Source organism: Cytobacillus sp. ABV4_503 (genome assembly GCF_056158445.1).
The window spans coordinates 77,999-96,739 of sequence record NZ_JBSWTH010000002.1; the positions used below are offsets into that span (position 1 = coordinate 77,999).

Below are 18,741 nucleotides of genomic sequence, written 5' to 3' on the forward strand. Positions count from 1 at the left end.
ACCATACCAACATCTCCTTGCTGTTCGAGGGGATGTTTTTTTATTTTATAGGTGGTGACAGGCACCGCCCGAATTTTGTCGAAAGTTCTAGGAGGATTGCTGAGTATGAAAAAGTTTTATGCATTTTTATTAACGTTGCTTCTGGCTGCAGGAGTGCTTGCAGGCTGCGGCGAGAGTGCTGAACAGCCTAAAGAAGAGAACAAGGTTGAGGAAGGGCAGAATGCCGGCGGGGAAGAAGCTGCTTTTCCTGTAACAATAAAGGATGCTCTTGATAATGAAATAACCATTGAATCCAAGCCTGAAAGAATCGTGTCCATGATTCCAAGCAACACCGAAATTGCTTTTGAATTGGGGCTTGGAGAAGAAGTTGTCGGTGTCTCCGATTTTGATAATTACCCGCCCGAAGCCACAGAAAAAGAAAAGATTGGCGGCATGGAATTTAATGTCGAGAAAATTATTTCTTTAAATCCGGATCTTGCCCTTGCTCATGCTTCAAGCGCACATAATTCCGAAGCTGGTCTTCAGCAATTAAGGGATGCAGGTGTGACCGTCCTTGTTGTCAATGATGCGAAGAGCTTTGATCAGGTTTTTGAATCCATTGAAATGGTTGGAACCGCAGCGGGAGAGAAAGATAAAGCAGAGCAGCTTGTTTCAGACATGAAAAGCAAGCTCGAGGAAATCAAAACAAAAGCTCAGGGCATAAAAGAAGAAGACCGCAAATCCGTATTCGTGGAAGTTTCACCTGCTCCTGAAATCTATACAGCAGGTACAAAAACATTTATGGACGAAATGCTAAGTGCCATCAATGCAGAAAATATCATTACGGAAGAAGGATGGCCAAAAATGGATCCGGAAGCGATTATCGAACGGAATCCGGATGTAATCATCACTACTCATGGCTATTACACTGAAGATGCTGTCGGCAATGTAATGGGCAGGGATGGCTGGCAGGATATAACCGCAGTGAAAAATAAGCAGGTTGCCGATGTTGATTCCGATATGGTAACCCGCTCTGGCCCTCGTATTATTGAAGGAGTCGAGGAACTTGCAAAAGCAGTATATCCGGACGTATTTAAATAATAAATTTTTAGCTTATATAACAGCAGCGGCTTTCCTGCTTTTTGCCATGCTGATGGGGATATCAATTGGAACAGTGTCTGTTCACCCCATGACGATTATCAGAGTAATAAGCGCTGAGCTATTTCCCTTTATTTCATTGGAAAACACGGATGCTATGCATTCAAATATCATTATGAATATTCGCCTGCCGCGCGTATTGCTGGCTGGCCTAGTAGGGGCGTCTCTTGCAATTGCGGGAGCCGCCTTTCAAGGTTTATTAAGAAATCCGCTGGCAGATCCATATACAATTGGGGTTTCGTCCGGGGCTTCACTCGGTGCTGTTTTAACATTATTCTTAGGCTTATCCATTCCGTTTGCAGGAATGTTTACGCTGCCGTTATTCAGCATTTTGTTTTCCTTTTTAACCATTTTTGCCGTTCTGCTATTTGCCAGAAAGATTGAAAGATCCATGAAAGTGGAAACGATTATTTTAACAGGCATTATCTTCAGTTCTTTTCTTGGCGCTCTAATTTCCCTAATGATAGCCCTTACTGGAGAGGAGCTTAGACAGATTATTGGCTGGCTTCTTGGCAGTGTATCCATGAGAGGCTGGGCGTATATTAACATTATCCTTCCGTTTTTTGTAATAGGTGCCATCCTTCTGTTAGTGAACAGTAAAGAGCTGAATGCCATGAGCTTCGGAGAGGAAAAGGCCCAGCATATAGGGGTGGACGTTCAGAAGAGAAAGATGATGGTCCTGGTAGCTGGCTCCATCTTAACGGGTGCGGCTGTAGCTGTGTCTGGAACGATAGGGTTTGTCGGGCTAGTGATCCCTCATCTGACCAGGCTGTTATGGGGACCGGATCATAGGCACCTATTGCCGCTATCGATTCTTATGGGTGCAGGTTTTCTTATTATTGCCGATCTGGTTTCACGGACAATCATTGCACCTACCGAGCTTCCAATCGGTGTGATTACAGCGATCATCGGTGCACCTGCGTTTGCCATTATTTTAATTAAAAGAAAGAATAAACTTTGAACTTCGATTACTGTCCAGTATAAGCGTCCACCTATTCAAGGGGATGGCTTCCGGGATTTTCTTCGCTGGAACAAACGTTTCTGCTTGTTCTGAAGGCATATCTTAGTTCAGAAAGAAGTGGTTAATCATGCTTAGCATTCATCAGGTTACTGGCGGATATGCCGGTACACCGGTTGTGAAAAATATCAGCTTTGAAGTAGAAAAAGGGGAGCTTTTCGGAATATTGGGGCCGAATGGAAGCGGCAAGACCACGATTCTAAAGATGCTGAGCGGAATTCTGCCTCATAAGTCAGGAGATATACTGATCAAAGGAAAGAACCTTTCACAGTATACACCGAAAGAGCTTGCAAAAATTATTGCTGTTCTGCCGCAGCACTCCTCTCAGGCCTTTTCTTATACCGTAAAAGAAACGGTTTCTCTCGGGCGGTATGCCCATCAAAAGGGGTGGTTCCAGAGCTGGTCCGGCAAAGATGAAGAAGCGGTCAATCGGGTCATGGAGCAGACAGGCATTTCCCATTTTCGGGATTATGATATACAGCAATTATCCGGCGGCGAAAGACAAAGGGTGTTTTTAGCCCAGGCCCTTGCCCAGGAGCCGGAAATATTATTGCTGGATGAGCCGACTAACCATCTTGATTTATCCTATCAAAAAGAATTGCTTGATCTCCTTTCTGTATGGTCAAAGGACTGCGGGCTGACGGTCATTTCCATTTTTCATGATTTGAATTTAGCTGGCCTGTATTGTGATCGCCTATTGCTGCTGGAGAATGGCGAAGTCAATATTAACCACATACCCAATGAGGTTTTAAAAGAAAGCAGAATACGCGAGGTCTATAGGACGAAGATTGAGAAGCTTCCGCATCCAAGAGTCCCGGCCCCTCAGATGGTGCTGGTGCCCCAGCGCTCTCAGGCGGAAAGTCAATCAGTGAATCGAATTGATCAATCCAGTCTTGAGGTAAAGGACGACTTACTTGTCATTTGTTCCCCATTTCCGCTGAAAACCATGTCATCAGGTGTAACCGGATCTGGCACCGGCTGGAATCGCATATTTCTAAACCGGCATGTGAGCAAGAATTATGATTGCAGTGATCATCGGGCGGAGATGGCGGATTTTGTCCGGGAGATTGGCTTTGAACCCGGGGAAACCGTGGGGATGATGACCGCTGTATATGTTGAAGATCATAGCAGTAAATTTTATGAAGAGGGAACCTTTTCTGTGTATGTGGTCGTGACAGCAGGTGTCGGCAATGCTGTTGATGCCTCGAAAAGTGAAGCACATTCTTATCATCTGACTCCGGGTACAATCAATACATGGATTTTCGTTAATGGCAATCTGACAGAGGAATCCTTTATCCAATGCATTATGACTGCAACCGAGGCAAAGACAAGAGCCTTATATGATCAGAAAGTAAAGGATGCAGTCACAGGGACGATTGCGACCGGAACATCGACAGACAGTATTATGATTGCGGCCACACAGCAGGGAGAAAACCTCGAGTATGCGGGTACCATTACACCGCTAGGCAAAGTGATCGGAAAAGGTGTCTACGAATGTACTGTAGAGGCGATAAAAAAATCGCAAAGAAGGATAAAGAGATGATTTTTAATCACCTGCTTGCCCTATCCTTTGCCTGCATAATAGATAAGCTGATAGGAGACCCGCCAAACTGGCCGCATCCGGTCAGATGGATGGGTGCCCTGATACATAAACTTGAACAAGGCCTTAATAAAGGGCGCTTTAGAAAATTAAATGGGATTATCATGCTTTTTATAGTCCTGCTGGCTGCAGGAGGAATAACTTTTTTAATCATCCGCCTCTTCTATGGAATTCACCCGATTGCCGGCATTCTGGCAGAGGGCATTTTTATCTTCACAGCCATTGCACAAAAGAGTTTAAAAGATGCAGCACTGGAGGTCTATGAGCCTCTGGCAGAAGGAGATATGGAAGAAGCAAGATTGAAGCTTTCATACATTGTCGGCAGGGATACAGATCGATTGGATGAGCCAGGCATTGTCAGGGCTGCCGTGGAGACAGTGGCTGAAAACACCAGTGATGGCATTACAGCTCCATTATTCTGGGCCTTGATTGGAGGTGCTCCAATGGCCCTTATCTACAGGGCCATTAATACATGCGATTCAATGGTTGGCCATAGAAATGATAGATATATGAATTTTGGATGGGCATCCGCCAAAGTGGATGATATCGCGAACTGGATCCCGAGCCGGCTGACATCGGTTTGCATCATGCTTACACAAAACCCGGAGCATTCTTCATATGGGGAAGTATGGAGAGTTCTATTAAGAGATGCACCAAAGCACCCGAGCCCAAATAGCGGCTGGGGCGAAGCAGCTGTTGCAGCCCTTCTGGGGGTTCAGCTTGGAGGAATCAATTTTTATAATGGTGTAATCTCAAACCGTGCAACGATGGGAAAGCCGATGGTGCAGCTTGAAAAAGAACATATCATAAAAACCATTTCGATTATGAACAAGACGGTTTTCTTATTCTTGCTTTTATTATGGACAGGAGGGATGTTCCTTGATTTGGCCTTCACATGGATCTAACCCGCAATATTTATATAAAGCAATCGATAAACCAATGCCCGAGGAGCGAATTGATTTCAGTGCCAATATCAATCCCCTTGGCCCTCCCCGCGAATTAAAAGAAGGATGGGGAAACTTATTTCAATTTATTAGCGATTATCCGGATCCCCATTCTACTCTATTAAAAAGCAAAATGGCGGCTGCAGAGGGAATAAAAGAAACACAGATTTTGGTGGGAAATGGAGGCGCCGAGCTAATCACCCTGATTGGCCGGATGATAGCCGGAAAAAGGGTGCTGATTATTCAGCCGGCTTTTTCGGAATATGAAGAGGCCTGCCGCGTGAATCATTGTAAAGTCTCCTATCATCAGCTGGAGCCTGGAGCCTGGAATCTCAATATGGAAGCGCTATCTGAAAAGCTAAGAGCCGCTGATGTTGTTTTCTTCTGTAACCCGAATAATCCGACAGGTATTTTTTACCCATCTTCCATTGTGAAGGAATTGATTGAGAAGTGTCATATCCACAGCTGCCTGCTTATTATGGATGAAGCTTTTTATGACTTTGCCTGCGACTATCAATCTATTGTTCCTTTCATAGGAAAGGATTCGAATGTTGTGGTGCTGCGCTCCATGACAAAGATGTTTTCTATACCGGGCCTGCGCCTTGGATACATGATGGGAAGTGAGGGGTTAATTGAAAGAGCGAATGCTCTGAAACCGCACTGGAGCGTAAATGCTCTTGCTTTAAAAGCAGGAGAATGGTGTCTGGACAGCAAAGAGCATGTCAGGCTGACAAAGAATTTGATACGGCAGGAGAGAGAGCGGCTGGTTCAATTTTATCAGCAATTTGATTTTGAGGTTTCTCCTTCTTCAGTTAATTTCTATTTGTTAAGAGATCCGAAACTTGATATGCAGCTGCCTCTCTTTCAATTTTTGCTTGAGAAAGGAATTATCCCAAGGCACACAATGAATTTCCTTGGCCTGGAAGGAAGATGGCTGCGCTTTGCGATTAAAGGGCCGAAAGACAATGATGTGCTGATGGAGGCGATGCGGCAATGGCGGGAGGATCGCTGATTTTTATCTCCGGTGGAGTGCGGAGCGGAAAGAGCTCCTTTGCAGAGAGGACTGCTGCGGGGCTGGCAATGAAGTCGGAAGGAAAGCTTCATTATATTGCTGCAGGAAAAGCATACGATCCCGAGATGGAGGCACGGATTCAGAGGCACCAGGATGACCGCGAAAAGAGCGGTTTGAGCTGGACAACCTGGGAGAAGCCTTCCGCACTTGAAGAGATCTCGGGAAACTTTAATAATCAGGATATTGTTCTTTTCGATTGCTTGACTACTCTCTTGAATAATGAACTTTTTAGAGCGGAAGACGATTGGCGGAACAGAGAATTCCAGGAAAGTCTGTCATTTGATATTCTCAGGGCCATCACTGAAATCCGTAAAAATTGCAGGTACTTGATCGTTGTCAGCAACGAAGTCTTGAATGAGCCAATTGGCAAAAATGAACTGGTGATTACCTATTCAAAAATACTTGGGACGCTTCACAGGAATATAGTAGGTATGGCTGATGAAGCCTATCTTGTTGAAGCTGGCATCCCCATACAAATGAAAGGGGAACCGGAATGAAAGGAATAATGATTCAGGGGACTTCATCCGATGCCGGCAAAAGCCTGATTGCTACGGCTCTTTGCCGGGCCTTCTCCAATGAAGGTTTCCGCACGGCTCCTTTTAAATCCCAGAATATGTCTAATAATTCATACGTGACAAAGGATGGAAATGAAATCGGCAGGGCACAGGGCATTCAGGCTGAAGCGGCAAGAACTGAAGCTGCTGTCTGGATGAATCCCATTCTCCTTAAGCCGCAATCCGCTCAGAATGCGGAGGTCATTCTCCTTGGAAAAGCAGTCAATTCCCTATCAGGAAGAAGCTATCGGGAAACCTATTATGAAAAGGGACTGGAGACCATCAGAGAGGCACTGAGCCTGCTTGATGCTCAATACGAGCTGCTTGTGATAGAGGGTGCTGGCAGCCCTGTTGAAATTAATTTAAAAGATAAAGAGCTTGTGAATATGAAAGTCGCTGAAATGGCGGATGTGCCGGTCATCCTGGTTGCTGATATTGACAGGGGCGGTGTTTTTGCCAGCATTGTTGGAACCCTGGAGCTTTTCACCAAACAGGAAAGGCAGCGGGTTGCGGGCATTATTATTAATAAATTCCGCGGAGATATCACACTGTTTGAGGATGGCATCCGCTGGATTGAGGAAAAGACGGGCATACCTGTCCTTGGCGTTCTGCCTTACTTGGATAACCATATGATCGATGCAGAGGATTCCCTATCCATTCAGTCTGCTGCTCCAAGAGCTGGAGGAGGTATTCTGGATATTGCAGTGCTGCGGCCGCCATTTATTTCAAACTTTAGTGACATCGATCCGTTTTACTATGAAGATGACGTTAACATTAGATGGGTAAGACATCTATCAGAGGCTGGCTCGCCTGATGCGGTGATCATTCCCGGCACAAAGAGCACGATTCGCGATTTGCGCTATTTCAAGGAAAAAGGTCTGGCGGACTGGATTGTGCGCTATGCTGCCGATGGAGGTTCTATTGCCGGCATTTGCGGAGGATACCAGATGCTCGGCAGGAGATTAATCGATATGGCGGGTTCTGATACCGGTAATCCTAATGAAAAGGAAAAAGGCTTGAATTTAATACCGGCAGATACCATTTTTCATGAACGCAAGAAGACCGTGCAGGTGAAGGGCTGTCTGCATTCAAGTATGAACCTTCCCGTAAAAGAAATCTTGGATGGATATGAAATACATTTAGGTGAAACATTTCTTGAAAAAGACTTTGAAGGCAATCGCCTTCTTCTGCTTCAAAATGGCGAAGAAGATGGATTCTATGGAAATGAAGGCCGTCTGGTAGGGACGTATATGCACCACATCTTCCATAATGATGAATGGAGGGGTGCGTGGCTTAATTCCCTGAGAAAACAAAAAGGCATTCCAAGTAAGGAGCCTGTCCGAATAAAAGCCCTGAAGGATAGGAAATACAACGAACTGGCGGAAAATATGATTCAGCATCTTGATTGGGGAAAATTAAAGGAAATCGTCTTTAGCTGGAGAAAACAGAATGAAATGGCTTAAGGGATTATTGATCAACCTTCAATTTTTCACAAGCATTCCCATTCCAATTTCTCTGCCCATGGATAAGCCTCACTTGGAGAAGGCAATCAGAACCTTCCCTATAGCCGGCCTCATTCAGGGGAGCATATACGCATTTATTCTCTATGCTCTTCTGGAATGGACTCCTTTTTCAATCCTGGCTGCGGCTTTTGCCGTCTGGCTGGCCGGCATTTTGCTGACCGGCGGGATTCATCTTGATGGGTGGATGGATGCGAGCGATGCGTTCTTCTCCTATCGGGATCAGGAGAGGCGGCTGGAAATCATGAGTGATCCCCGAGTGGGGGCGTTCGGTGTGCTGTCCATCATCGTATTGCTGAGTACCCGTTTTCTATTTATCTATGAAATTGTCCTTTTATCAAATCCATATTCCTATTTTTTAATCACAGTGATTCCTTTTTTAAGCAAGATGGTAATGGGGGTATTGCTGATAAAAGTTAAGGCAGCCAAAACAGAGGGGCTGGGCTCATTATTTCAGCAGGCTGCTTCGAAAACCACCTTAACTATTTACCCTATCTTCCTTCTGGCCGCCGCGGCAGCTGCCGTGCTGGCAGGTTACCCGGCCATTGTTGGGTTTCTTATCATGGTTCTTTTTTCAATATTGTTATTCGCATTTTTATCAAGGAAAGTCATTGCCTGGTTTGGCGGAATGACAGGGGATGTACTTGGGGCCAGTGTGGAAGGGACGGAGGTGCTTTTATGGATGATACTGTGGCTGTTGCATTATTTCGTCATGGGCTGACAGAAGCCAATAAGTCCCATGCTTATCTGGGCTGGACAGATTCTCCTTTGTGTCAGGAACATAGGGAGAAGCTTGCCGCGGCGCCTCAATACTATTGCAGAATTTTCGCGAGTGATTTAGGCAGGTGCATGAAGACGGCGGCTATTCTTTTCCCGGATCATTCTATTGAATCATGTCCCGAATGGAGAGAAATGCATTTTGGCGAGTGGGAAGGCAGGACGTATCAAGAGCTGAAAGATAACCCGGCTTATCAAAAATGGCTGGAAAATCCTTTCTCAGGAGTGGTGCCCGGAGGGGAATCCTTTTCAGCATTTACAGCAAGAGTGGATAAAGGGTGGCAGAATTTAACCGATCAATTGCTTCGGAAGGATATGCGCGATGCCGCAGTTATTACACATGGCGGAGTCATAAGATACCTTCTTGGAAAGTATGCACCGGAGAAAAAAGAGTTATGGGAATGGCAAGTTCCGTTTGGAAGAGGCTATGAGCTTAGATGGACACGGGAAGAGTTTAGGAGGGGAGAGAGATGCACTTCATTACAGGAGGCGCCTTTAACGGGAAATCCCGATGGGTGAAGGGATTTTATCAATTGGATGATACTCCTCATAAATGGATTTCAGCTTATCATGGTGAGTTGGCCGGCGATTTGGATCAAAATCTAATCGTCTATGAGGGAATCGAACTGATGATTCGGGAATGGTCACAAGCGCTGGAGTTTGAAGAGATTCGGGACAAATGGCAGGAGATGCTGGCAAAATGGCAGGAGTGGGAAAAAACAGCTGTCAATCGAAGGATCGTTTTAATCGGATCTGATATTTCTAAAGGCATTGTTCCTATGGAAGCAGCTGACCGAAAGTGGCGGGATGCGTCAGGCTGGACCTTTCAGGATGCCGCTGCTGCTGCAGACAGAGTTGATTTGATTTGGTATGGCATCAGTCAAAAAATAAAATGAAATGGGGAATTGCTGATGAAACTTTATACACGAACTGGTGATGAGGGAAAAACAAGCATTATCGGAGGCAGGGTGGAAAAGGATGATGTAAGGGTTGAAGCCTACGGAACAGTGGATGAAGTCAACTGTTTTGTCGGGCAGGCTATGACACAGCTGGATCCGTCCATTTTTCAGGATGTCCTGGAGGATCTGGAGAAGATCCAGCATGAACTTTTTGACTGTGGCGGCGACCTTGCAAATGTGTCAACAAAGCGGGAGCTGAAATTGACGAAGGAATCTGTAGACTATTTGGAGACTAAGATTGATCAATTGATTGAGGAAGCACCAAAGCTTGAAAGGTTCATTCTGCCCGGAGGAGCACCTGCATCTGCATCCATTCATATTGCCAGGACTGTAACCCGGAGAGCAGAGCGGCTCGTGGTCTCACTAAAAAAAGCGGATCCGGAAACCTCTGCAGTGGCACTGAAATTCCTGAATCGTTTATCTGACTATTTCTTTGCCCTGGCCAGAGTGGTTAATTTCCGTCTAAACCAGAAAGATGTGGAGTATGTGCGCAGTGCCAATGTATTCCGTGAAGGAAAGCGCAAGGAGGATAAAGAATGAAAAGCATGCGATTGGGCATGGCAGCCATGCTTGTTGCGTTGACAGCAATCGGTGCAGCGATTAAAGTTCCGGCCATTATCGGTAGCGTGGCACTGGATGCATTTCCTGCCTTGCTTGCAGCCGTGCTGCTTGGAGGCTATGGCGGCGCGGCCGTTGCGGCTATCGGACATCTGCTGTCGTCGTTATTGGGCGGCATGCCATTAGGGCCTCTTCATCTCCTGATTGCTGTTGAAATGGCACTGTTAGCCTTTATTTTCAGTTCATTGTATCAGAGAGGCCGGCACTGGCTGGCGGGAATTCTTTTTGTGTTGGGCAATGCCTTTGCAGCTCCGCTTCCATTTATCTTTATAATGGGCCAGGCCTTTTACCTGGCAATTGTGCCTTCTCTTTTTATAGGCTCTGTGATAAATGCTGTTATTGCTTATATAGCGATACCGAGACTTGTCAAGCTTGTGGGCCCGGCTATGACCAAAGCGGGTGCTGAGCAGTGAGGGATGTCTTAACCTTCCCTTTTAATTCTGAAGAAATGATTGTGATAGCAAGTGATAACAGCGGAGCAATCGGTGAGAAAGAACAGGACGCTGTCCAGGTTCCTTACGAGACCGTTTCGTATTATTCCTTCCGAGTCGCTGTCATGGAATGTATGTCAGCAGGTGCTCAGCCATTTGCAGCTGCCATTCAGAATTTCTGCGGAGATGATTCCTGGGACCAGCTTATACGGGGCATTAAGAAGGGGGCTGATGAATTAGGCCTTACGGAACTGCAAATCACCGGCAGTACAGAAAGCAATTTTAACCTGCTTCAATCTGCGGTAGGGTTATCTGTACTTGGCAAAAGGCAGGGAGCGCTTCCTTCTGAGAACCTAACGTATACAAATGATACAAGGATAGCGGTTATCGGTTCCCCATTGGTTGGCCAGGAGCTGATTGAAAGGGAGGCAGAGGCAGCACCCCTGAAGCTTTTTAAAATAATCAACTCCATTGAAGAAATTGAGACGCTTCCTGTAGGTTCAAAAGGCATACTGACCGAGCTGAACGGGCTGTTCTCCAATAGGAAGTTTGAGGTTAAGAATCTTGAATCAGAATTAGACCTGGAAAAATCATCAGGTCCATCGACTTGCTTTATAGCCGTTTTTTCCGAAGCGAAATCGGAAGAAATCAGGAAGCTGGCAGGAAGTTATTTTCATATACTGAAAAGAAGGGCATGAAAAAAGGGATGCTGACCTTATATATCATCCGGCACGGTGAAACGGAATGGAACAAAGAGAAAAGAATGCAGGGGCGCCTGGACTCTGATTTAACGGAGAAAGGCAGACGTGATGCGAATCTGCTGGGGGAGAGAGTAGAGGATATAGAATTTAAGCGTATAATCTCTTCACCGAGCAAACGGACTTTACATACAGCCCAGCTTGTAAGAGGAACAAGGGAGATTCCTATCGACACAGATGAAAGGCTTATGGAAATAGATCTTGGCGATTGGCAGGGAAGAGTGGAAAGTGAAATAAGGGAGCTTTATCCGGCTGCCTTCGATGCCTATTGGAACCGGCCGGAGTCCTATGAAAGTGCAGGAGGAGAAAGCTTTTACGATGTGGCAAACCGTGTTGCTTCCTTTCTGGAAGACCTGCAAAACACCTTATCAGAAGGCAGTGTGCTAATTGTTACCCATGCAGTTGCTGTCAAAGCTCTGTATATGCTTTGCCGCAATGCTGCTGTCGAACGCATTTGGGACCCGCCCTTCATTCATGGAACCAGCCTGACCATCCTGCAAGTTGATCAGGATAAAAAGGAATTCCTCTTAGAAGGATGCATGGCTCACTGCGAATAAGGCTCAGGCTCGTTAATAAACGAGCCTATTTTTTACTAATGTACTTTTCTTCCCACTCTTCCCTCAGAACGCCCATCCGGATACTGTCATAATACTTCCCATTTACAATCCGGCATTTCCGCATTCTTCCTTCAAGCTGCATGCCAATCTTATCAGCGGCTTTCATCATTCTTTTGTTGCCTGACCAGGTGGTAATGCCTACCCGGGCAAGCGGAAGAGACGAAAATAGAAAGTCCACCCAAAGAGTAAGTGCTTCCGTTCCATACCCGCCATTCCAATACTCGGGGTCGTAAATCACAATTCCTGCTTCAAGCCAATTTGAATCTCGATGCTCCCAGTAGTATCCCACAATACCGATTACCTTTTCAGACGCTTCAATTGCCATGCTGAGAGGCGGATGTTCTTCTGCCTTTTGGAGAAATTCCTGTTTATACGTTTCAAAGACTTTATGCTCAAGAGGAAAATAGGGAGCATCCCATTTTTTCCACTCAGGGTTGTCTGTTCCGTAAATATAGTCCCATAATATAGTCAAATCATCTTCTTGTATGGGACGAATCTTCACCTTTAGGGCTGTATCCTTGTTCATAGAAGGTACTCCTCCATTAAATCTTAGTAAAAACCCTTGTCATGCTCGTTCCTTCTGTGTTGTGCTCTTCATCCCAAATGGAATGGATCTCAAAAGTCCCTTCTTCGAAAAAAAGCGGCAGCTTTCGCTTGAACCAATCCTGCATGGGAAGGTCCAATGCATCTTGTCTTGAAACCCATTGCAGTTCTCCTTCTGGAGGATCCGCAAGAAGGCTTCCTTCATAGGAATCTGCCAGATAGTTAAATACCATGTAGCGGACATTCGCCTGGGGATTTACGTACTCATCCCAGCCTTTAAAAATAACATTCTTGACGTGCAGCCCTGTCTCCTCAAGCACTTCGCGTTTCGCTGCGTCCGTAATGCTCTCGGGAAACTCTACTTTTCCTCCTGGTGCCAGATAGCCAGGGAAGCCTTTATGATTGGGCCGCTTTATGAGAAGGATCTGATCTCCGTCTGCAACCATGCACATCGTGTACATCTGATGTTCGATTTCTTTCCAGTTCATTGCTGCACCTCTATCATGAATATTTCCAAAGTTTATACATTCTTTTAAAAGGAGAAAATACCTCCTTTATTGAAATCATATCATGAATAGAATTATTGAAGAGGTGAACATAAGTGGAATTGAAGATGGGTTATGTCATTTTATATGCGGAAAGCCTGGAAAGAACGAAGCATTTTTATGGTGAATTGCTGGGCCTGAAGCTAAGGAATGAATTTGGAACTTATATTGAGTACGATACAGGCAGCACCATTCTTTCTTTTAATACGAGAGAAGGCGGGCGGGAAGTCACCGGGCTTCCGATACCGGATGGATTAAGAAAGGAGCAGACATTTGAGCTGGGTTTTGTTACAGAAGAGGTAGAAGCGGCTGTGGAAAAGCTGAAGGCCGCAGGAGTGCCTGTCCTGCTCGAGCCTGTTGTAAAGCCCTGGGGCCAGAAAGTGGCATATGTGCAAGACCCGGATGGGCATTATATTGAGGTTTGTTCGCCTATTGGATAATTTAATGACTCTGCTCCAGGGTCATTTTTTTTTGGAGTTTATTCTTTATATGCATAGTAATCTGTTGATTTCAAAAGAAAAACATAGATTTTAAGTGTTTTTAACGCTTACATAAGGGTTTGTAAATATAAGTAAATGTGTTATGATTCTATATGTTTTTGTCGGCCCGACTTTGATGAGAGTTCAAAGTCATTACTATAAATCTATTAATAAAGAGGTGTTTATTTGAAAGTTTTATCAAAAAAAGAACAATGGTTTGGCAATGTTAAGGGAGACATTCTTGCTGGAATCGTAGTGGCATTGGCGCTGATTCCTGAGGCGATTGCATTCTCGATTATTGCTGGTGTCGATCCAATGGTTGGATTGTATGCTTCTTTCTGTATTGCTGTAACCATTTCAATAGTTGGCGGAAGGCCTGGGATGATTTCTGCTGCAACTGGTGCGATGGCGTTATTAATGGTTACATTAGTAGCTGATCACGGACTGCAGTATTTATTTGCTGCGACCATTTTGACGGGAGTTCTGCAGATCTTATTTGGTGTGCTGAAGCTGGCCCGCTTTATGAAATTCATTCCGCGTGCAGTTATGATTGGGTTTGTTAATGCACTGGCTATATTGATTTTTATGGCGCAGCTTGAACAGTTTGTAGATGCTACATGGGTAATGTATGCAATGGTTGCGGGTGCATTGGCGATTATTTATATTTTCCCGAGATTCACTAAAGCAGTGCCATCTCCTCTGGTGGCTATTATTGTTATTACGATCATTGCCATCATGACAAAGAGTGATGTGCGCACTGTTGGCGACATGGGGGCTATAACATCAGCTCTTCCGGCATTCTTTATACCGGATGTTCCATTTAACCTTGAGACTCTGAAGATTATTTTCCCGTACTCTATTGCCCTTGCGATCGTGGGCTTGCTTGAATCTTTGCTGACTGCATCCATTGTTGATGACATGACCGATACTGCCAGTGATAAGAATATGGAAAGCCGCGGACAGGGGATTGCGAATATCGTGGCAGGTCTATTCGGCGGAATGGCAGGCTGTGCCATGATTGGACAGTCCGTCATAAATGTGAAGTCTGGCGGAAGAGGAAGACTGTCTGCTTTGGTAGCCGGGACATTCCTTATGTTTCTGATTTTAGTATTAGGAAATATTGTCGTTCAAATACCGATGGCTGCATTAGTCGGAGTTATGATCATGGTTTCGGTCGGCACTTTTGACTGGTCTTCCATTAAAGGACTTGCTAAGACGCCTGTCACTGATTCGATTGTTATGTTGACAACGACTGTTACAACTGTTTTCACTCATGACTTATCAAAAGGAGTTTTCGCGGGGATTATCCTAAGTGCGATCTTCTTTGTCGCTAAAATTTCGAAAGTGCATGTTGCTTCACGAATTGAAAAAGATAAGAAAATATACGCTGTAACAGGCCAGGTTTTCTTTGCTTCTGTAGATGAACTTGTAGATGCATTCGACTTTAACGAAGAATTAAAAGAAGTTGAAATTGATTTTACACAGGCGCATGTCTGGGATGACTCAGGTGTCGCTGCTATCGATAAGATTGTATTAAAGCTTCGTGACAACGGTGTGCTGGTCCGCCTATCAGGATTAAACGCGCCAAGCTCGAACTTGATTGAGCGTTTGGCCGTTCACCGAAAACCTGGTGCGAAATTATCCGGCCATTAAAAACTGGAATTAATACCACAGTCAGCTTTGACTGTGGTATTTTTTTTATAAGAATATGTTAGGGGTGAGGCTCTGTGTTTAAAAAAATACTGATTGCTGCAGATGGATCCGATCATTCCATTCGTGCAGCCGCTAAAGCCATTCAACTGGCTGAACAGAATCCTGATTCTGAAATTACCGTGGTGTATGCTGTTGATGGCCAGACCTCAAAAGAAGATATCCTTCATCATTTTGATAAAAGTATAGTGGACCAGGTGAGGAAAAAGCGTTTAGAGCCAATAGAAAATTTATTAAAAGAAAAGGGCATTTCATATGAAATAAAGATCCTGCAGGGAGAGCCTGGACCAGCCATTGTGGAATTTGCCAACAAAATGGATTTTGATGTTGCTGTAGTGGGCAGCCGGGGTCTGAATACGCTCCAGGAAATGGTGCTCGGAAGTGTCAGTCACAAAATAGCCAAACGTGTGAAGGCTCCTGTTTTGATTGTTAAGTAGAGTTCAACTGTGCACTTTTCACTATCAGTACCGTGTAAAGCTGATGCTGCGCCAGGTGACCGATAAATAAAAAAAGTGACCGATATCGAATCCTTTCGGACCGATATATTTACAAAGTGACCGATATATTTACAAAGTGACCGATAAAATTTAAAACTGACCGATAAACTAAGGTAAGTGACCGATATGCCGTCTTAGTACCGCAAAATTCATAAATACAGCACTTAAACCAAAAAAAGATGCCCCAGCAGGGTCATCTTTTTTCAATTAGCCGGCTTTCACTGCAGATTGATGCTGAAGCTTCTTATCTTTGCCGCTTGCCTTATCAGAAAGCAACGTCAGAGCACCGTCACCTGTTACATTACACGCAGTTCCAAAGCTGTCCTGGGCAAGGTATAGGGCAATCATAAGCGCAAGCATAGTTTCGTTGAATCCGAGCATGCTTTCAAGCAGACCCAATGCGGCCATGACAGCTCCTCCAGGGACACCTGGAGCTGCAATCATTGTGATGCCAAGCATTAAAATGAAAGGCAGGATTTCTGCAAATGATGCCGTTTGACCCTGCAGCATCATCACGGCGATCGCACAGCTCACAATGGTGATCGTGCTTCCGGAGAGATGAATCGTTGCCAGTAATGGAACAGAGAAATCCGCGACTTTTTCACGTGCACCAAGCTTTTTAACCTGCTTAAGCGTAACAGGAATGGTGGATGCAGAGGATTGGGTTCCAAGTGCCGTAAAGTAGGCAGGCATCATATTTTTCATGAGCCTAAGCGGGTTGGCTTTCATAAGGCTGCCAGCCGCTGAATATTGAAGCAGTAAAAATAAAAGATGAAGAGCAATAATCATGACAAATACTTTGGCAAATACAGAAATAATGGCGCCAACCTGTCCGCCTTGCGTCATATTGGCGAAAATCCCAAAGATATGGACAGGAAGCAATGGAATGATGACCTTTTCAATCAGTTTTTCAATAATATCACGGAAATCATTCATAGCATTTTGCAGAGTGTTTCCTTTAATCGCAGCCAATCCAAGGCCTAGAGTGAATGAAATCAGCAGTGCCGTCATAACCCCCATTACAGGAGGCATGTCCACCTGGAAAAAGGGTGAAAGCAAAGCATCCTCAGGATTCTCAAACTCTTTGAAGCTTTGATTTTTTAATAGAACAGGGTATAACACCGTCGCAGAAAAATAGGCAACTAAACCAGCAGTGATCGTAGAAGCATAGGCAAAACCGGTTGTAATCCCAAGCAGTTTCCCTGCGCCTTTTCCCATGCTCCCGATTCCTGGCGCGATGAATCCGATAATAATTAATGGAATCGCAAAACCAAGAAAGTTCCCGAACAGTCCATTAAAAGTAGCAAATAGCTGAATAAGCCATTCAGGAGAAAAAGAACCTAATAAAATACCCAATGCTATTGCTGCGATAATTCTGGGAAGCAATCCGAACTTCATTTTTATGTCCTCCTAAAAAATACAGTTGTTTTTGTTAGGAGGATTATATCCTGTTTTGCGTTAAAAGTTAATAGCTAAAGCTTTTGTTTTAATAATAAAATAAGTCTGATTATTTATAGGGATTATGGGTTTTTCTCGTTAATCGTTCTATCGTAGGGGGTTAAACGTTTTCTTAAGATAATAATAGAAGAAAGCGAGTTTAAATTAATGCCAGAAAAGGAAATTATTTTACTGGTTTAGATAAGAAAAGTTTCCTTTTTCAGTGCCCTTTCATACATATAGGAATATGGGCGTATGCGGAGAAAAAAATTCCTGTGGAATTGAACATGTAATCACTCCCTTTCTTAAATATGAAAGTGTTACAATAAAGAGTAGCTTGAAAGAGCATAAAAAGCAGTTAAGGTAAAATAACGGAATAAAGCGGCATGAGAAGCCGGTTAGTCCATGATTGAATATTGGAGGTTCTTTTATGAAAACAAAGGTTGGCCTTTTGTACGGCGGAAAATCTGCAGAGCATAAAGTATCCATGCAGACTGCAATGGCTGTGATTAAAGCATTGGATTTAGAGAAATTTGAAATCCATCCTATTTATATATCTGAAGAAGGGCAATGGGTAAAGGGCCCTCAATTGCATGGTCCTGTTTCCAGTGTAAAGGAGCTGGAATTTTCCCAGGGGGAGGCACTTCCTCCAACGGCTTTGGCACCGACTCTTTTCCAGGGTGCCCAGGATAAAGGTCCATTTGATGTAATCTTCCCGCTGCTTCATGGTCCAAACGGGGAAGACGGTACGGTTCAAGGTTTGCTTGAGCTGCTTAACCTGCCATATGTGGGGAATGGAGTATTGGCTTCATCTGCAGGAATGGATAAGGTCATCATGAAGAATATCTTTGCGCAGGCAGGCCTGCCGCAGGTAAAGTATGTCTGGTTTATCCGCAGCGAGTGGGAAAATGAGACGGAGGCAGCCTATGATCAAGTGGAACAGGAACTCGGATACCCGTGTTTTGTAAAACCGGCCAACCTGGGTTCAAGTGTAGGAATCAGCAAGTGCATGAACCGGTCAGAGCTTGAGGGAGCATTCAAAGAAGCTTTCCAATTTGACCGTAAAATTATCATTGAAGAAGGCGTTACAGCCAGAGAGATTGAAGCTGGCGTATTGGGCAATGATTATCCGGAATGTTCTGTTGCCGGTGAGATTGTCCCGAAAGTTGAATTCTATGACTATAAAGCCAAATATGAAGATGGGGACACAGCGTTGATCATTCCTGCTGAAATCTCAGAAGTTGAGTACAGTGAACTGAGGGACATGGCCATTAAAGCATTTAAAGCGCTTGACTGCTCAGGTCTGGTCAGAGCTGATTTCTTTTTAACAAGAGAGGGGAAACTATACATTAATGAGGTTAATACAATGCCAGGCTTTACACCTTTCAGCATGTTCCCGCTTCTATGGAAGCATACGGGAGTAGATTATCCTCAGTTGATCGAAAAGCTTGTCAACCTGGCCATCGAGCGCCATGCTGAGAAACAAAGCATCAAACACACAATGTAATAAGACATAATTGTTGAA

Annotated in this window: 21 protein-coding genes; 18 read left to right on the forward strand and 3 right to left on the reverse strand. The window is 44.6% G+C overall.

Annotated elements, in window-relative coordinates; translation table 11 throughout:
• Positions 1 to 105 precede the first annotated feature (105 nt).
• From ACXAD1_RS25350 to ACXAD1_RS25415, 14 genes are all read left to right on the forward strand, one after another.
• The gene (locus tag ACXAD1_RS25350; RefSeq protein WP_474911386.1) at positions 106 to 1,080 is read left to right on the forward strand and encodes an ABC transporter substrate-binding protein; all 975 of its coding nucleotides are present in this window, start codon (positions 106 to 108) and stop codon (positions 1,078 to 1,080) included.
• Positions 1,046 to 2,098: a FecCD family ABC transporter permease gene (locus ACXAD1_RS25355; RefSeq protein ID WP_474911387.1), complete on the forward strand. Its 1,053-nt coding sequence runs from the start codon at positions 1,046 to 1,048 to the stop codon at positions 2,096 to 2,098. The genes ACXAD1_RS25350 and ACXAD1_RS25355 overlap by 35 nt, the downstream gene beginning before the upstream one ends.
• Positions 2,099 to 2,225: 127 nt before the next feature.
• Positions 2,226 to 3,698: an adenosylcobinamide amidohydrolase gene (locus tag ACXAD1_RS25360; protein ID WP_474911388.1), complete on the forward strand. Its 1,473-nt coding sequence runs from the start codon at positions 2,226 to 2,228 to the stop codon at positions 3,696 to 3,698.
• Positions 3,695 to 4,660, forward strand: a complete 966-nt coding sequence (cbiB, locus tag ACXAD1_RS25365; RefSeq protein ID WP_474911403.1) for an adenosylcobinamide-phosphate synthase CbiB — start codon at positions 3,695 to 3,697, stop codon at positions 4,658 to 4,660. Before ACXAD1_RS25360 ends, cbiB begins: the two co-directional genes overlap by 4 nt.
• On the forward strand, positions 4,635 to 5,711 hold the full coding sequence (gene cobD, locus ACXAD1_RS25370; RefSeq protein ID WP_206845486.1) for a threonine-phosphate decarboxylase CobD: 1,077 nt from the start codon (positions 4,635 to 4,637) through the stop codon (positions 5,709 to 5,711). The genes cbiB and cobD overlap by 26 nt, the downstream gene beginning before the upstream one ends.
• Positions 5,693 to 6,268: a bifunctional adenosylcobinamide kinase/adenosylcobinamide-phosphate guanylyltransferase gene (locus ACXAD1_RS25375; protein WP_206845483.1), complete on the forward strand. Its 576-nt coding sequence runs from the start codon at positions 5,693 to 5,695 to the stop codon at positions 6,266 to 6,268. The genes cobD and ACXAD1_RS25375 overlap by 19 nt, the downstream gene beginning before the upstream one ends.
• Positions 6,265 to 7,788 (forward strand): cobyric acid synthase, encoded by a 1,524-nt coding sequence (locus tag ACXAD1_RS25380; protein ID WP_474911389.1) that lies wholly within the window; start codon positions 6,265 to 6,267, stop codon positions 7,786 to 7,788. The genes ACXAD1_RS25375 and ACXAD1_RS25380 overlap by 4 nt, the downstream gene beginning before the upstream one ends.
• The gene (cobS, locus tag ACXAD1_RS25385) at positions 7,775 to 8,566 is read left to right on the forward strand and encodes an adenosylcobinamide-GDP ribazoletransferase (protein WP_474911390.1); all 792 of its coding nucleotides are present in this window, start codon (positions 7,775 to 7,777) and stop codon (positions 8,564 to 8,566) included. Before ACXAD1_RS25380 ends, cobS begins: the two co-directional genes overlap by 14 nt.
• Entirely contained in the window at positions 8,524 to 9,141 is a 618-nt protein-coding gene (locus tag ACXAD1_RS25390) for a histidine phosphatase family protein (protein ID WP_474911391.1), read from the forward strand. The genes cobS and ACXAD1_RS25390 overlap by 43 nt, the downstream gene beginning before the upstream one ends.
• A complete protein-coding gene (locus ACXAD1_RS25395; protein ID WP_206845473.1) occupies positions 9,093 to 9,518 on the forward strand; it encodes a bifunctional adenosylcobinamide kinase/adenosylcobinamide-phosphate guanylyltransferase in 426 nt (141 codons plus the stop codon). The genes ACXAD1_RS25390 and ACXAD1_RS25395 overlap by 49 nt, the downstream gene beginning before the upstream one ends.
• Before the next feature lie 15 nt (positions 9,519 to 9,533).
• Entirely contained in the window at positions 9,534 to 10,121 is a 588-nt protein-coding gene (locus tag ACXAD1_RS25400) for a cob(I)yrinic acid a,c-diamide adenosyltransferase (RefSeq protein ID WP_206845471.1), read from the forward strand.
• A complete protein-coding gene (locus tag ACXAD1_RS25405; RefSeq protein WP_206845469.1) occupies positions 10,118 to 10,612 on the forward strand; it encodes an ECF transporter S component in 495 nt (164 codons plus the stop codon). Before ACXAD1_RS25400 ends, ACXAD1_RS25405 begins: the two co-directional genes overlap by 4 nt.
• The gene (locus tag ACXAD1_RS25410) at positions 10,609 to 11,328 is read left to right on the forward strand and encodes an ATP-binding protein (RefSeq protein WP_206845467.1); all 720 of its coding nucleotides are present in this window, start codon (positions 10,609 to 10,611) and stop codon (positions 11,326 to 11,328) included. The genes ACXAD1_RS25405 and ACXAD1_RS25410 overlap by 4 nt, the downstream gene beginning before the upstream one ends.
• Positions 11,325 to 11,945: a histidine phosphatase family protein gene (locus tag ACXAD1_RS25415; RefSeq protein ID WP_206845464.1), complete on the forward strand. Its 621-nt coding sequence runs from the start codon at positions 11,325 to 11,327 to the stop codon at positions 11,943 to 11,945. The genes ACXAD1_RS25410 and ACXAD1_RS25415 overlap by 4 nt, the downstream gene beginning before the upstream one ends.
• A gap of 25 nt (positions 11,946 to 11,970) precedes the next feature.
• Here the strand turns inward: ACXAD1_RS25415 and ACXAD1_RS25420 are convergent, their stop codons facing one another.
• On the reverse strand, positions 11,971 to 12,531 hold the full coding sequence (locus ACXAD1_RS25420; RefSeq protein ID WP_474911392.1) for a GNAT family N-acetyltransferase: 561 nt from the start codon (positions 12,529 to 12,531) through the stop codon (positions 11,971 to 11,973).
• 16 nt (positions 12,532 to 12,547) lie between these two features.
• Entirely contained in the window at positions 12,548 to 13,036 is a 489-nt protein-coding gene (locus tag ACXAD1_RS25425) for an 8-oxo-dGTP diphosphatase (RefSeq protein ID WP_206845459.1), read from the reverse strand.
• A gap of 113 nt (positions 13,037 to 13,149) precedes the next feature.
• On the opposite strand from ACXAD1_RS25425, the gene ACXAD1_RS25430 reads away from it, so the two are divergent.
• The 3 genes from ACXAD1_RS25430 to ACXAD1_RS25440 all read left to right on the forward strand — a co-directional run bounded on the left by ACXAD1_RS25430 (position 13,150) and on the right by ACXAD1_RS25440 (position 15,719).
• The gene (locus ACXAD1_RS25430; protein WP_206845458.1) at positions 13,150 to 13,533 is read left to right on the forward strand and encodes a VOC family protein; all 384 of its coding nucleotides are present in this window, start codon (positions 13,150 to 13,152) and stop codon (positions 13,531 to 13,533) included.
• Between the two features lie 225 nt (positions 13,534 to 13,758).
• A complete protein-coding gene (locus ACXAD1_RS25435) occupies positions 13,759 to 15,225 on the forward strand; it encodes a SulP family inorganic anion transporter (protein WP_474911393.1) in 1,467 nt (488 codons plus the stop codon).
• Between the two features lie 74 nt (positions 15,226 to 15,299).
• Positions 15,300 to 15,719 (forward strand): universal stress protein, encoded by a 420-nt coding sequence (locus ACXAD1_RS25440; RefSeq protein WP_206845456.1) that lies wholly within the window; start codon positions 15,300 to 15,302, stop codon positions 15,717 to 15,719.
• A 267-nt stretch (positions 15,720 to 15,986) separates the two neighbouring features.
• Here ACXAD1_RS25440 and ACXAD1_RS25445 read toward each other — a convergent pair whose 3' ends face one another.
• Positions 15,987 to 17,177, reverse strand: a complete 1,191-nt coding sequence (locus ACXAD1_RS25445; protein ID WP_206845455.1) for a dicarboxylate/amino acid:cation symporter — start codon at positions 17,175 to 17,177, stop codon at positions 15,987 to 15,989.
• Between the two features lie 469 nt (positions 17,178 to 17,646).
• Between ACXAD1_RS25445 and ACXAD1_RS25450 the strand changes: the two genes are divergently transcribed.
• Positions 17,647 to 18,723 (forward strand): D-alanine--D-alanine ligase, encoded by a 1,077-nt coding sequence (locus ACXAD1_RS25450; protein ID WP_206845454.1) that lies wholly within the window; start codon positions 17,647 to 17,649, stop codon positions 18,721 to 18,723.
• Positions 18,724 to 18,741: the final 18 nt, after the last annotated feature.